Origin of the sequence: Chryseolinea lacunae, from assembly GCF_016735595.1 — a bacterium.
In the GTDB taxonomy this organism is placed as follows: Bacteria; Bacteroidota; Bacteroidia; order Cytophagales; family Cyclobacteriaceae; genus Chryseolinea; species Chryseolinea lacunae.
In genome coordinates this window covers 78,762-92,385 of record NZ_JAERRB010000007.1, presented here as the reverse complement: position 1 = coordinate 92,385, position 13,624 = coordinate 78,762, and the positions used below count along the sequence as shown (strand labels likewise).

At 53.1% G+C, this 13,624-nt stretch carries 13 protein-coding genes; 2 read left to right on the top strand and 11 right to left on the bottom strand.

Going from position 1 to position 13,624, the window contains the following annotated elements; genetic code table 11:
* Positions 1-96: 96 nt before the first annotated feature.
* Complete coding sequence (hemF, locus tag JI741_RS19895) at positions 97-1,005, top strand: oxygen-dependent coproporphyrinogen oxidase (protein WP_202012853.1); 909 nt, start codon at positions 97-99, stop codon at positions 1,003-1,005.
* A gap of 34 nt (positions 1,006-1,039) precedes the next feature.
* Entirely contained in the window at positions 1,040-2,602 is a 1,563-nt protein-coding gene (locus tag JI741_RS19890; protein ID WP_202012852.1) for a sensor histidine kinase, read from the top strand.
* A gap of 3 nt (positions 2,603-2,605) precedes the next feature.
* Here JI741_RS19890 and JI741_RS19885 read toward each other — a convergent pair whose 3' ends face one another.
* The 11 genes from JI741_RS19885 to JI741_RS19835 form a co-directional block, all read right to left on the bottom strand.
* Positions 2,606-2,956, bottom strand: a complete 351-nt coding sequence (locus JI741_RS19885) for an ArsC family reductase (RefSeq protein ID WP_202012851.1) — start codon at positions 2,954-2,956, stop codon at positions 2,606-2,608.
* Positions 2,957-2,998: 42 nt separating this feature from the next.
* Positions 2,999-4,009, bottom strand: a complete 1,011-nt coding sequence (locus JI741_RS19880; protein ID WP_202012850.1) for a bifunctional 3-deoxy-7-phosphoheptulonate synthase/chorismate mutase — start codon at positions 4,007-4,009, stop codon at positions 2,999-3,001.
* Positions 4,010-4,013: 4 nt separating this feature from the next.
* Positions 4,014-4,796 (bottom strand): tryptophan synthase subunit alpha, encoded by a 783-nt coding sequence (gene trpA / locus JI741_RS19875; RefSeq protein WP_202012849.1) that lies wholly within the window; start codon positions 4,794-4,796, stop codon positions 4,014-4,016.
* Between the two features lie 48 nt (positions 4,797-4,844).
* A complete protein-coding gene (trpB, locus tag JI741_RS19870; protein WP_202012848.1) occupies positions 4,845-6,026 on the bottom strand; it encodes a tryptophan synthase subunit beta in 1,182 nt (393 codons plus the stop codon).
* A 40-nt stretch (positions 6,027-6,066) separates the two neighbouring features.
* Positions 6,067-6,705 carry a phosphoribosylanthranilate isomerase gene (locus JI741_RS19865; protein ID WP_236676182.1) on the bottom strand — a complete coding sequence of 213 codons (639 nt, stop codon included), beginning with the start codon at positions 6,703-6,705 and terminating at the stop codon, positions 6,067-6,069.
* Complete coding sequence (gene trpC, locus JI741_RS19860; protein WP_202012847.1) at positions 6,705-7,508, bottom strand: indole-3-glycerol phosphate synthase TrpC; 804 nt, start codon at positions 7,506-7,508, stop codon at positions 6,705-6,707. Before trpC ends, JI741_RS19865 begins: the two co-directional genes overlap by 1 nt.
* A gap of 21 nt (positions 7,509-7,529) precedes the next feature.
* Positions 7,530-8,516, bottom strand: coding sequence for an anthranilate phosphoribosyltransferase (gene trpD / locus JI741_RS19855; RefSeq protein ID WP_202012846.1), 987 nt, complete (start codon positions 8,514-8,516; stop codon positions 7,530-7,532).
* A 103-nt stretch (positions 8,517-8,619) separates the two neighbouring features.
* Entirely contained in the window at positions 8,620-9,186 is a 567-nt protein-coding gene (locus JI741_RS19850) for an anthranilate synthase component II (protein ID WP_202012845.1), read from the bottom strand.
* Positions 9,187-9,228: 42 nt separating this feature from the next.
* Positions 9,229-10,635, bottom strand: a complete 1,407-nt coding sequence (locus tag JI741_RS19845; protein ID WP_202012844.1) for an anthranilate synthase component I family protein — start codon at positions 10,633-10,635, stop codon at positions 9,229-9,231.
* A gap of 156 nt (positions 10,636-10,791) precedes the next feature.
* Positions 10,792-10,980 (bottom strand): 30S ribosomal protein THX, encoded by a 189-nt coding sequence (locus JI741_RS19840; protein ID WP_202012843.1) that lies wholly within the window; start codon positions 10,978-10,980, stop codon positions 10,792-10,794.
* Between the two features lie 153 nt (positions 10,981-11,133).
* Positions 11,134-13,194 (bottom strand): M13 family metallopeptidase, encoded by a 2,061-nt coding sequence (locus JI741_RS19835; protein WP_202012842.1) that lies wholly within the window; start codon positions 13,192-13,194, stop codon positions 11,134-11,136.
* Positions 13,195-13,624: the final 430 nt, after the last annotated feature.

Sequence of the window (13,624 nt, the reverse complement as noted above, 5' to 3'; positions counted from 1 at the left end):
GGGCTTACCGTTCATCCCATAGGTTGAGGGCTAATTTCAGGGCAACCTTTCGAATTGGCGGGCGCTTTCATACCTTTGCCCCGCGAATATTTATCAATGCCCACGAAAGAAGAAATACGAGACTGGTTCACGGGGCTTCAACAAAGCATCTGTGAGCAGCTGGAGGCGGCCGATGGCAAAGCAAAATTCATTAGCGATCCCTGGGAACGTCCGGGTGGTGGCGGTGGCGTGAGCCGCGTGCTCACCGAGGGCAAGATTATTGAGAAAGGCGGCGTGAACTTTTCGGCCGTGTGGGGAAAGACTCCCGAGCCCGTCATGAAGACCATGAACCTGGAGCCCGGTGTGCATCCCGATTTCTTTGCCACGGGTGTATCCATCGTGTTGCATCCGCTTAATCCCCTGGTGCCCATCATTCACATGAACGTGCGCTATTTCGAAATGAGCAACGGCACATGGTGGTTTGGTGGCGGCATCGACCTCACACCACACTATGTGGATGCAGACGACGCCCGTTACTTTCACGAACATATCAAGGCCGCTTGCGACCGGCATCATCCCTCCTACTACGCCGACTTCAAACGCTGGGCCGACGACTACTTCTTCATTAAACACCGGAACGAAACCCGCGGCATCGGCGGCATATTTTTCGACTATCTGAAGGCCGATCAGGATTTCACCAAGGCTTCGCGCTTCGACTTTGTGAAGAGTGTGGGCTCGGCATTCGCGCCGGTCTATACGCACTTCATGAAAAAGAATCATGCGTTGCCCTTCACCGAGAAACAAAAGCACTGGCAATACCTGCGTCGTGGTCGTTACGTAGAATTTAACCTGGTGTGGGACCGCGGCACAAAGTTCGGACTGGACACCGATGGTCGCACGGAATCTATTTTGATGAGCCTTCCGCCGCAGGCCCAGTGGGTTTATAACTACACGCCTGAGCCTGCATCGGCCGAGGCAAACACACTGGCATTGTTGACGAAAGGTATTGACTGGATTCCGTCGTGAAATTACCTTGCCACCAAAACCTGAACGATCTCCGTTGAAAAGAATTATCCAGAGAATCCTGTATGCGGGCATTCACCGTAAGCTTTCGCGGTCGCTCATGCGCACCATTGTGCTCACCAACGCACTGGTGCTGATCACGGCGGTGCTGGCCAGCATCGTGTTTATTCACCAGCTCAGCCGAAACCAATGGCACCTCAACGCCAGCGCAACCATCAACCTCACCATGCTGGTGGTGCTGTGTTTCATTCTGATCCTGAACGACAGCCGGTGGTTCAACGTGAGCCGTTTCATTCTGGGCATTCTGGTGCCCATCGCGGCGTGTGTGATCATACTCCTGCCCCGGGTGCTCGACCCAAACCGTTTTCATTACCTGCCCCGTAGCCCACAGGTGTTTTGCATTATTCTGGCCACCTGCATTGTGCCGCTCATGGTGTTCAGCATCCGCGAACGCAAGCTGCTGATCGCGGCCGTGTTCATCAACATGGCCATTCTTATTTTGCTTGACCCTGCGTTATTCTACTTTAGCTCCGATCGCTACACGGCCTATAGCCTGGCGCGTTACCTGGGAAACAATCTTGTCACACTCGTGGCCGCTCTCTTCCTGATGGGCAGTGTGATCTTCCTGAAGAACCTGTTCGAAGATTTTGAATTGCTGAACGAACGTCTCATCGACAACCTGAACGAAAAGAACGAGCTGCTCGAAAAAAACAACCGCGAGCTGTTTCAACTGAACCAGGACATCGAAACGCAGAATGAAGAAATACAGGCGCAAAGCGAAGAGCTTATGCAAAGCCAGGAAAGCCTCATGATGGCCAACCACAAGATTGAGGAACAAAAGGTGGAACTGGAAAACCAGAATCAATTGCTCGAACACTTGCTGGCCGAAAAGAAACAAGACCTGTTGCAGACCAACCAGCAACTGGTGTCGCGCAATTCGGAACTCGAACAATTTTCGTATACCGTATCGCACAACCTTCGCGGCCCCGTGGCCAGCTTGCTGGGTCTCATCAACATCACCAATCTTTCCGAGAGTGAAGCCGATCGCAAGCACATTCTCAAACTCATCGAACAGTCGGCCATGTCGCTCGAAACGGTGATCAAAGACCTCAACAAGATCATTGACATCCGGCACGACAAGTTCAACATCAACGAACGCGTGGAGTTGCCACAAGTGCTGTCGATCATCACGGAGTCGCTCAAGGTTTTTATCGACGACAACAACATCAACATCACGCACGATTTCTCGAAGGGCGACTCGTTCGTGTCGGTTCGTGCCTACGTGAGCAGCATTCTCTACAACCTCATCAGCAACGCCATTCAATACCGGTCGCCCGAACGCGCTGCCAATATCCACATCGCTTCGTTGCAGGAGAACGACACACTTGTGCTGGAAGTGACCGACAATGGATTGGGCATTGACCTGGCGCGCTACCGTCAAGATCTCTATAAACTCTACAAGCGCTTCCACGACCACATTCCCGGAAAGGGCCTGGGCCTTTACCTGGTGAAACAGCAGGTGGAAAAACTGAATGGTTCCATTGAAGTGGACAGCGTGCTTCACCAGGGCACACGCTTCCGCGTCACCCTTCCCGCGTAGCGGTTAGCCTTTGAACGTCGTCTTGTAGTTCTCTTCGTCGAATCCCAACGCCAGCACCTTGCCATCTTCTTCGATGAGCGGGCGTTTGATAACGCTCGTTTTTTCCATCATCAACTCGATGGCAGCAGCTTCGCTGGTAATCTTCTTCTGCACGACTTCGTCCAGTTGGCGCCAGGTGGTGCCGCGTTTGTTCACCAGGCTCTCCCACCCTACCTGTTTGCTCCATGCTTTGAGTTTGGCAGCGGTGATGCCTTTGGTTTTATAGTCGTGAAAGTCGATGTCCACGTGGTGTTGTTTCAGCCAGTCGAGGGCTGTCTTCACCGTGTTGCAATTCTTGATTCCGTAAACCGTCATGGGTGTGCTGTTTCTATGTCAACGTAAATGTACTATCGCTTCCTAAAAATTCTCACGCAGTTCGTGCAGCTTGCGCAGTTTGTGAATGAGGCGTTCAGACTCTTTAAAGTCCAGCGTCTGTTGTCCGTCGGAGGCGGCTTCTTCGGGCTTCTGGTGTGTTTCATAGATCACACCATCAGCGCCGGCAATGACTGCGGCCAGGGCCACCGGTTCCACATATTCGCGAATACCAATGCCATGCGAAGGATCGGCGATGACGGGCAAATGTGTTTTTTCTTTCAGGATGGGAATGGCGTTGATGTCCATGGTGTTGCGGCTGGCTTTCTCGTAGGTGCGGATGCCGCGCTCGCAGAGCATCAGCTTTTCGTTGCCCGCAGCGAACACATACTCTGCTGAGTACAAAAGCTCTTCGATGGTCCCTGAAATGCCACGTTTAATCATCACTGCTTTGTCTACACGACCAAGTTCGTCGAGCAGGTTGAAGTTTTGGGTATTGCGCGCGCCTACCTGAAACACATCCACGTAGTCATGCATCTCTGCAATCTGGCTCACCTGCATCACCTCGCTAATGATTTTGATGCCGGCCTTGCGCGCCAGCGTGTGCCACATCTTGAGCCCGTCCACCCCAAGCCCGCGAAAGGCATAGGGTGAGCTGCGTGGTTTGAACACGCCACCCCGCATGATGCGCACACCGTTCTTCACCAGGTGATCGAGCGTTTGCTGCACCTGTGCTTCGGTTTCGATCGAACACGGTCCTGCCATAATCGACAGTGTGCCGTTTCCAATCACTACACCATCGCCCAAATCGAGATGCGTGCGTTGCACTTTCCACTTGCGCGACACCAGCTTGTAGTCGTCAGACACCTGGTGGATGTCGGCGATGCCGGGCATGTGGCCCAGCAGGCGGATATCGAATTCTTTCTTGCCAATGCCCACGAGGTAGACATGCTGCTGCGTTTTCACCTCGGTGGTTTTGTAGCCCAGGCTTTTGATGTTGCTCACAATCGCCTCTTTCTCGGGCGACGCGATGGACGGTTTCAGTTTTATAATCATACGATCATGCCTTGGTTTTCAGCGACGTGGCAAAGGCTTGCGCGTCGGCGCTGATGTTAGTTGATGCTTTCAATACGTTGATGAAGGCGCTGCCCACAATGGCACCGGCGCCGTATGACGATGCCGTGGCAAACGTGGCGTTGTTGGAAATGCCGAACCCGATAAGAAACGGATTCTTCAATTTCATCTGTTTCAGTTTGTCGAAGTACTGCAGTTGAGGCCCCGCAAAATCTGCCTTGGCACCGGTGATGCTCGACGCCGACACGGCATAGATGAATCCTTCGGTAACGGCATCAATTCTCCGGATACGTTCTTCGGATGTAGTTGGCGAAATGAGGAATGTGTTGCTGAGGTTCACAGCATCAAACACCGGCTTATATTCTTCAAGGAAAGCATCCATAGGAAGGTCGGGCAGGATCACACCGTCTACCCCTGCGGCGGACGCATCTTTTGCGAACTTCTCGATGCCATACTGGATCACGGGATTCACATAGCCCATCAGGATGATCGGCAGCTTCACCGTTTTGCGAATGGTCTTCACCTGTTCCAGGATCATGGGCAGGTTGATGCCGTTGTCGAGTGCAATCTTGTTGCTCTCCTGAATGGTGGGGCCGTCCGCTACGGGGTCAGAGTAAGGAATGCCGATCTCGATAATGTCGGCGCCACCTTTCTCTAAAGCTTCGGCAATCGCTACGGTGCTGTTCAGTGTGGGGAATCCGGCGGTGTAGTAAACGGAAAGAATGTTCTTCTTGCCGGAAGCAAACACATCTGTGATTCTATTTTTCATGTTGTTGTTTTTACGTTTGGTTGGGGATGATTTGTGTATGCGGGATTCCTAGTACTTACCCCAACGGATATACGTCTCCAGGTCCTTGTCGCCGCGACCCGACAGGTTCACCACCACCACATCGTCTTTCTCGAACGTGAATTTGTTCATGGCGGCCAGCGCATGGGCCGACTCAATGGCGGGAATGATGCCTTCGCTGCGACTCAGCTCGATGCCCGCATTCATGGCTTCTTCGTCGGTGATGCTCACAAACTTGGCGCGGCCCACGTCAAACAAGTGCGCGTGTTGCGGGCCGATGCCGGGATAGTCAAGACCGGCCGATATGGAATAGGGTTCCACCACCTGGCCATCGTCCGTCTGCATCAGAATGGTTTTGCTGCCGTGCAGCACGCCGGGTTTGCCCAGGGCTGTGGTGGCGGCCGATTCGCCCGAGTCCACACCGTGGCCTGCGGCTTCGGCGGCGACCAGCGTCACGTGTTCGTCGTTCAGGAAATGATAGAAGGCACCCGCTGCATTGCTGCCGCCGCCCACACAGGCAAACACATAGTCGGGAAACGGGTTGCCTATTTCTTCCTGCAATTGCTTTTTCATTTCTTCGCTGATCACCGACTGGAAGCGGGCCACCATGTCGGGATAGGGATGCGGGCCCACCACCGAGCCAATGATGTAGTGCGTGTCAGTAGGATTGTTGATCCAGTGGCGCATCGCTTCGTTGGTGGCATCTTTCAACGTCATGCTTCCGCTCAGCGCCGGCACCACGGTGGCTCCCAGAATACGCATACGCTCCACGTTGGGGCGCTGGCGTTCCATATCAATCTTTCCCATGTAGACCACACACTCCATGCCCATGAGGGCACACACGGTGGCCGTGGCCACGCCGTGTTGACCCGCGCCAGTTTCGGCAATAATCTTCTGCTTGCCCAGACGGCGCGCCAGCAAGATCTGACCAATGGTGTTGTTCACCTTGTGAGCACCCGTGTGGCAAAGGTCTTCGCGCTTCAGATAAATGTTGGTGTTGTATTTTTCCGAGAGACGTTTGGCAAGATAGAGCGGTGTGGGGCGGCCCACATAGTCGCGCAGGAGCTTTTGAAATTCTTTCTGAAAGCCCGCCTCGTAGATAATGTCGAGGTAGCGCGTGCGTAGTTCTTCCACGTTGGGATACAACATTTCGGGAATGAATGCGCCACCGAATTTGCCGTAGTATCCTTTTTCGTTTACTGTGTATTTCATGATGTTATGTTTTTGATATCGTATATTTTCTGTCTGCGTTCTAGAACGCAAGCAGTTCCACTTCTTTAAACAAGGCCTTCACTTTCACAATGCCCTTCTTTCCCGGGGCATCTTCCACACCGCTGTTCACATCCAGGGCGTGAAGGTTCATGCCTTTCAGGGTTGCTACGTCTTTGATGTTGGCCGGTGTCAAGCCACCGCTAAGAAAGAACGGTATCTCCTGGTCGTAGCGTTTCAAAATCTTCCAGTCAAACGTCACCGCGTTGCCGCCATAATGTTTGCCTTTGGTGTCGAAGAGAAAGAAGTCAGACACGGTTTTGTAGGGTGTGGTTGTTTCCCAGTCAAAGCCCTCTCCCACCGAAAACACTTTGATCACTTTAAGACCGGCCTCCTGCAGCGCCGCACATTGCTCGGGGGCTTCGTTGCCGTGAAGCTGCACAAACGGCAGATGGTGAATGGTGGCGAGTGTGCGAATCGATTCTATCGTCTCATTCACAAACACACCCACACGCTTCACACTTTCGGGAAATGCCGTGGGGACCCTGAACGTATCGCCGACAAAGCGTGGTGACTTTCCATAGAAGATAAACCCCATGTAGTCGGGTGCAAGTGCCGCCACCGACAGGATGTTGGCGGGTTCGCGCATGCCACAAATCTTGATCTTCAGGTTGCGTTCCATCAGGCTTGTCGTGATGCCTTGTTCAGTTCGTCTATAAACTCCTTGCAGGCCACTTCGGGGCGACTGTGTTGCATGAAGTTCTGCCCCATCAAAAATCCTTCGTAGCCATACTTCTTCAGTTCCATAATTGTCTCTACCGATTCGATGCCGCTCTCCGACACCTTCACCATCGAGTCGGGAATGTGTTGGGCCAGTTGCTTCGAGATCTCCACGCTCAATTCAAACGTCTTGAGGTTCCGGTTGTTCACACCCATCAGGTCGGCACCGGCGTCGAGGCTGGCCTGCAATTCTTCGAGGTTGTGCACTTCCAACAACACTTCAAGTTTGAACGAGTGGGCGAAGTCGGCCAGGGCTTTCAAACGCTTTGGCTCCAGCGCAGCGGCAATCAACAGAATGGCATCGGCACCGATGGATTTTGCTTCTACAATCTGATATTCATCGATGGTGAAGTCCTTCCGGAGAATGGGACAGAAATTAAACTTTCTGGCTGTGGTAAGATCGTCGTTGCTGCCACCAAAGAAGTTTGTATCGGTCAACACCGACAATGCCGACGCACCCGCCTGCATATAGCCAATAGACGTACGTTCTACTGACACGTGTGGATTGATGACGCCCTTGGAAGGCGACTTGCGTTTGATCTCGGCAATGATGCCCGACAGGTCTTCGCGTTGTATGTATTTTTTCATCGACACCGGCTGTGTGGCAAAGTAGATGCTTTGTTCCAGCAGCTTCACGGGGTAGAGACTTTTGCGTTGCTCCACTTCCGTTTTCTTGTGTTCGATAATCTGGTCCAGGATGTTCATGAATGAAACGTTTAGCGATTCTTATTTTTCCATCAGTTTCTTAAAGGCCTGCAGGGCTTTGCCCGACCGGAGTGCTTCGGTGGCACGCTCCACGGCGCGGGGCAAGCCTTCGTTTTGGTGACCGGTGAAGAGCGCCATCGAGGCGTTGGCAATCACGGCAGCTTCCTGTGCGGGTGTGCCCTTTCCTTCCAGCACGTTCATAAAAACTTTTGCCGATTCTTCCACGGTGTTGCCGCCGCGAATGTCGTCGTGCTTCAGTTGTGGCAGGCCCAGGTCGGTCGGCTCCAGCACTTTCTCGCCACCGTTGTGAAAGAACTTGAACGCGCCCGTCAGCGACACTTCGTCGTAGCCATCGAGCGAGTGGAGAATGAGGAAATCTTTCTCCGTGTTTTGATAGAGATAGCCGTATTGACGGGCCAGCTCAAGACTGAACACGCCCACCAGCTGTCGTGTGGGGAACGACGGATTCACCATAGGGCCGAGCATGTTAAAGAATGTTTTCACGCCCAGCTCCTTGCGGATGGGCGCCACATTTTTCATGGCGGGGTGAAACAGGGGCGCGTGCATAAAGCAGATGTTGGCGCGGTCGAGGCTGCGCTTCAACGTGCCGATGTCGTTGGTGAAGGTGTAGCCAAAATATTCGAGCAAGTTCGACGATCCGCAAGCGGACGACACACCGTAGTTGCCGTGTTTGGCCACAGGCTGCCCCGCAGCGGCCACCACAAACGACGAGAGTGTAGACATGTTGAAGGTGTTCTTGCCGTCGCCGCCGGTGCCGCACACGTCCATCACAGGTTGGTCGAAGCGGGCGGGCACACAGAGCTCCAGCATGGCGTCGCGAAAGCCCTGTAGCTCGTCAACGGTTATGCTGCGCATCATGTAGACCGTCATAAAGGCCGTGGTGAGGCTGGGGTTGTATTTTCCGGAAGCCAGATCGACCAGCACTTTCTTCGCCGAATCTTTTGTGAGCGAGCGGTGGTCGATGAGTTCGTTCAGTATTTCTTTCATGGTGTTGATGCTTGTGGTTTCGCAGACTGGCCGTGACCGGCTCTAGGGCTGCGTGTTTATTTCTTCTTCAGATATTCATTTTATATAATAAGACATATACATACTAATGCTTCAGCCAGCTCTCAATCATCCTTGGCCCTTCGGGTGTCATGATGGACTCGGGGTGGAATTGCAATCCCTTCACATCGTGACGCACGTGGCTGAGGCCCATCACCAGGCCTTCATCGTTCACGGCCGTCACGCGCAGGTCGGCGGGGATGCTTTCGGGCACCACGGCCCAGGAGTGATAGTGTGTGGCCTGAAAGGTGTCGGATACATTTTCAAACAGATATTCGCTGCGGTCTTTCACCGTGGCCATCGACGTGACGCCGTGCAGCACTTTGGGAATGTTGAACAGCTTCGCGCCATACACTTCGCCAATGCCCTGATGGCCGAGGCAAATGCCCAGGATGCTTTTGGTGGCGCCATATTCGCGCACCACGGCTTTCATGATGCCCGCTTCGTCGGGAATGCCGGGGCCGGGCGAGAGCAATATCTTGTCGTAGGCCTTCACATCTTCTAACGCAATCTTGTCGTTGCGAAAAACGTCGAGCGGATATTTCAGCGCGCGGAGAATGTGCACCAGGTTGTAGGTAAAAGAATCGTAGTTATCGAGGACCAGAATTTTCATGTCGTGTCGGTATGATGGGTATGTCTTAGGTTTTCTTCGCGATTATATTTTCTCTGCCAGCTGCACGGCCTTGCGCAGGGCGGCGAGTTTGTTGTTCACTTCCTGTAGTTCGCTCTCAGCTTTCGATTTCGACACCACACCGGCACCGGCCTGGAAGATGAGTTTGTTCTCGCGACTGAGAAACGTGCGGATCATGATGGCGTGGTTATACGACCCGTCGTAGCCCATGAAGCCGATGGCGCCACCATAGAAACTGCGGTTCACGTTCTCGTAGCTATCGATCAACGTCATGGCCATGTGTTTGGGCGCGCCCGACAGTGTGCCGGCGGGGAACGTGTCGGCCGCAATGTTCACGATCGATGTCTCGGGTTTGAGTGCGCCCGTTACTTTTGATACGAGGTGAATCACGTGCGAGTAGAATTGTATTTCCTTGAACACTTCCACCGTCACGTGTTCGGCGTTGCGGCTCATGTCGTTGCGGGCAAGGTCTACCAGCATCACGTGTTCGGCATTTTCTTTTTCGTCGGCGGCGAGTTTCTCGGCCAGCGCGGCGTCTTCCTGGTCGTTGCCCGAGCGGCGGAAGGTTCCGGCAATGGGATAGATATGAGCCTTGCCGTTGCTCACCTGCAACTGTGCTTCGGGCGATGAGCCAAACAGCTTGAAGCTGCCATAGTCAAAATAGAAAAGATAGGGCGAGGGATTGATGGAACGCAGCGCGCGATACACATTGAACTCGTCGCCTTTGAAGCCCGTGGTGAAGCGACGCGACAACACAATCTGAAACACATCGCCGCGATAGCAATGTTCTTTTCCCTTCTCGATGATCTTCAGGAATTCTTCGTCCTCCACGTTCGACGTTTCGCTGTCGGTGAGGGTGAATTTATAGGTAGAGAATTTGTTGCTGAAGATGATTTGCTCCACGCGATCGAGCGTGCTGCGGCAGGTGTCTTTGCCTTGTTCGTAGCAATGCTCGTAGAGGCTGAGCTCGTTGCTGAAGTGGTTCACAATGATGACGTAGCGGTAGAGCTTATACAACACATCGGGAATGGCCTGGTCGGCTTTGCTGATCTTCACGTCTTCGAAGAAGCGGATGGCGTCGTAGGTCATGTAGCCAAACAAGCCGCAGTTGGCATATTGAGAAGGAATTCGGTCAGGCTCGATGCAATTCTTGAAGTCTTCGAGCAGTGTTGTTACCTGCCCTATTTTGGTGATGGTTTGCTTTTCAATCTTGCCATCGGGATAGCGGCTCTCGGCGGTGTTGCCGTTCACCTGGAAGGAGGCGATGGGGTCGCAACATATATAGGAAAGACTGTTTTCGTGGCCGTGATAGTCGGAGCTCTCCAGCAAAATGCTTCCGGCATACACATCGCGCAACTTCAGGTAGATGTTCACCGGCGTGAGGGTGTCGGCCAGGAGTTTCTTTGCGTAGGTCTTGAGTTGATACTTCATCTGCGTTTTCAAAGGGTTGTGTTTGGACAAAAAAAGAAGGCCTGCTGTGAACAGCAGGCCTTCGGCTTATTTTAAAAGTCATAACAAGGCTGTTCACATATCGAGTTCCGATCTGTGCCACCACCATGCAATGTTTGTAAATCTAATCATGTGATTTTATGCGTCTTTCTTTTTAGCCGCCGTTCTTTTGGGTTTTGCTGCTGCTTCACCTGTGCCAGCATCTGCTACAGTCTTCTTCGAAGCTGTTCTCTTCAACTTGGCCTTCAGGGCTGCACGGCTTCTGGAGTTGCCATAAGAGTCTCTCCAGATCTTTCCTTTTTTAGATTTTTTATCTCCTTTTCCCATTTTTGTTTGCGCTTAGCGAGGGCAATAATAGTAAAGTATCGTTTTATTACAAACTGCAGATGAAATAAATTTTAACCGCAAAGCCGTCAGCCTGCAAGCATTCGTTGCCGAAACCCGGGCACGCTCACGCCTTTGCGGTCTATATCTTTCTGCTTACCAGATCTTCACACGTTCGCTTTCCGGGCGGAACATCTTGTCGCCTTCCTTCACATCGAACGTTTTATAGAACGGATCGAAGTTAGAGAGCGGGCCGTTGGCGCGATACATGCCCGGCGAGTGCGGATCGGTGAGCACCTGCGTGCGCAACGACTCGTCTCTGTATTTAACACGCCAGATGGTGCCCCACGACATGAAGAAACGTTGCTCGGGTGTGAGGCCACCTATGAGTTCGGGACGGCCGTGGTTTTTCAAATAGAGCTGCAGTCCTTCATAGGCCACAGCAAGGCCGCCGAGGTCGCCAATGTTTTCGCCGAGCGTGAACTTGCCCTGCACAAACACGCCCTTCAACGGCTCATACTTGTCGAACTGGCCTGCATAAGCACCGCCTTTTTCCTGGAACTTGGTGAGGTCGGTCGAGGCCCACCAGTTTTTCAGGTTGCCATCGGCATCAAACTGCGAACCCTGATCGTCGAAGCCGTGCGAGATTTCGTGGCCAATCACAGCACCGATGCCGCCATAGTTCACGGCCTCGTCGGCACGGTAGTTATAGAACGGAGGTTGCAGAATGCCCGCGGGGAAAACAATTTCATTGAACAAGGGATTGTAGTAGGCGTTCACCGTTTGCGGGGTCATCTCCCACTCGGTTTTGTCTACTGGTTTGCCCAGCTTTTCGATCTCGTGTTGCACCTGGAAGCGCGCTGCGCTCAGCACGTTGCCAAAGTAGGATGCCTTTTCGGGAGCCTTCTCGATGGCGAGGCCCGAATAGTCTTTCCACTTATCCGGGTAGCCGATCTTCACGGTGAACGTGCTCAGTTTATGCAGGGCGCGTTGCTTGGTGGAGTCCGACATCCAGTCGAGGCTCTTGATGCGGTCGGCAAAGGCCAGCTTGATGTTCTCTACCATTTCGAGGGCTTTCTGCTTTGCTTCAGGCGGGAAAGCATCGTCAACATAGAGCTTGCCTATGGCTTCGCCCAGGTAGCTGTCGGTCACATCCAGCACGCGCTTCCAGCGGGGACGCATCTTGTCGGTGCCGCGCATGTAGCGGGTGTTGAAGTCGAACGAGGCTTCCACAAAATCGTGGCTAAGAAAGGGCGCCGCGCCACGGAGCAGGGCCGCCTTCAGATAGGTTTTCACCTGGTCGATGGTGTAGCTGTTCACCACCTTTTCATATTCCTGCAAAAAGGCGGGTTCCGACACAATGATAGTGTCTTCCTTCACCTTCAGGCCTTCGAAATAGGCTGGCCAGTTCACGGAGGGCGTGAGTTTGGCCAGGTCTTTCAACGACTTGGGGTTGTATTGCTTCACGGGGTTGCGGCGGTCTTCCTTGCTGAGCATGGATTTGGCCAGCTGTGTTTCCAGCTTCAGCACCAGGGCGCCATTGGCTTTTGCCTTGGCTTCGTCTTCGCCCGAAAGCTTGAAGAGCGTGGCGAGGTGTTCCTCATATTTGGCGCGTGTTTCCACCGACTTGGGGTCGGTGTTCAGATAGTAGTCACGTTCCGGCAATCCCAGTCCGCCCGAACCCAGGTAGGCGGCCATCTTCTTGCTGTTCTTCAGGTCGGGCAAGATGCCAAAACCAAAGAAGGCGCCACCGCCGGTCATCACATCTTCAACCAGGTAGGTCTGAATATCGTTTTTGCTTTTCACGGCCTCGATCTTGGCCAGCAGCGGCTTGATGGGGCCAACGCCCACGTGTTCGGCCAGGGCAGAGTCCATGCCGATAGAATAGAAATCGGCCGCCTTGCGCTGGTCGGTTCCCTCGGGATAGAGCTTTGCATCTTCGCCTGCTTTTTTCAGGACCTTCAACACCACATCGTTGTTGAATTCGCGGAGCTCGTTAAACGACCCCCAACGGCCCTGGTCGGCCGGGATGTTGGTTTTGCCAATCCATCCACCGTTCACATATTTAAAGAAATCGTCTTGCGGCCGCACGGTGGTGTCGACGTAAGAAAGGTTCAGACCAACATCCACCACAGCTTCGTCCTTCTTTTTATCGGAAGAACACGAAACCGCAGACATCGCGACGCCAGCTAAAACCGCTAGTGCTAGTTTTTTCATAGGGTTAATTGAGTTATCCGCGAATATAATATTCTATGCTAACACTAGGTAGGAATGTGTGCCTGAGCGGCTAAAAAGTGATGGCTAGTCGGGAAAGCTAACCCATCTGGCGGTATATAAACCATGTGTTTCCACGCCCATCAATCCTTTAACGGTTGGTGGATGCTACATCCAACGGCGGCGTTGTTCACATCCAACTGGATAATATCACCCGCCCCCGTATTGCCCTTGCACCCACCCTTTATTTAGGTATCAAAATATGATGAGGGTTGCGCAAAAAGGATGACGAAAGACGCACCATGCACCATTCATCAACCACTTGACCGCAGCAACGAGATCTCAACGCAACTCTTCATCGCATTCACACCAAAGCTCCTTAAACAAACACCCTATGCACACCGTTGCATCATGCTAAAAAGCAGGTCGGTCA

Coding starts and splice junctions, on each gene's coding strand:
- trpB (WP_202012848.1), bottom strand. CDS start 6,026: ATGAAATACACAGTAAACGAAAAAGGATACTACGGCAAATTCGGTGGC.
- trpD (WP_202012846.1), bottom strand. CDS start 8,516: ATGAAAGAAATACTGAACGAACTCATCGACCACCGCTCGCTCACAAAA.
- JI741_RS19845 (WP_202012844.1), bottom strand. CDS start 10,635: ATGAAGTATCAACTCAAGACCTACGCAAAGAAACTCCTGGCCGACACC.
- JI741_RS19840 (WP_202012843.1), bottom strand. CDS start 10,980: ATGGGAAAAGGAGATAAAAAATCTAAAAAAGGAAAGATCTGGAGAGAC.
- trpA (WP_202012849.1), bottom strand. CDS start 4,796: ATGAAAAATAGAATCACAGATGTGTTTGCTTCCGGCAAGAAGAACATT.
- JI741_RS19885 (WP_202012851.1), bottom strand. CDS start 2,956: ATGACGGTTTACGGAATCAAGAATTGCAACACGGTGAAGACAGCCCTC.
- hemF (WP_202012853.1), top strand. CDS start 97: ATGCCCACGAAAGAAGAAATACGAGACTGGTTCACGGGGCTTCAACAA.
- trpC (WP_202012847.1), bottom strand. CDS start 7,508: ATGAACATCCTGGACCAGATTATCGAACACAAGAAAACGGAAGTGGAG.
- JI741_RS19880 (WP_202012850.1), bottom strand. CDS start 4,009: ATGATTATAAAACTGAAACCGTCCATCGCGTCGCCCGAGAAAGAGGCG.
- JI741_RS19835 (WP_202012842.1), bottom strand. CDS start 13,194: ATGAAAAAACTAGCACTAGCGGTTTTAGCTGGCGTCGCGATGTCTGCG.
- JI741_RS19850 (WP_202012845.1), bottom strand. CDS start 9,186: ATGAAAATTCTGGTCCTCGATAACTACGATTCTTTTACCTACAACCTG.
- JI741_RS19865 (WP_236676182.1), bottom strand. CDS start 6,705: ATGGAACGCAACCTGAAGATCAAGATTTGTGGCATGCGCGAACCCGCC.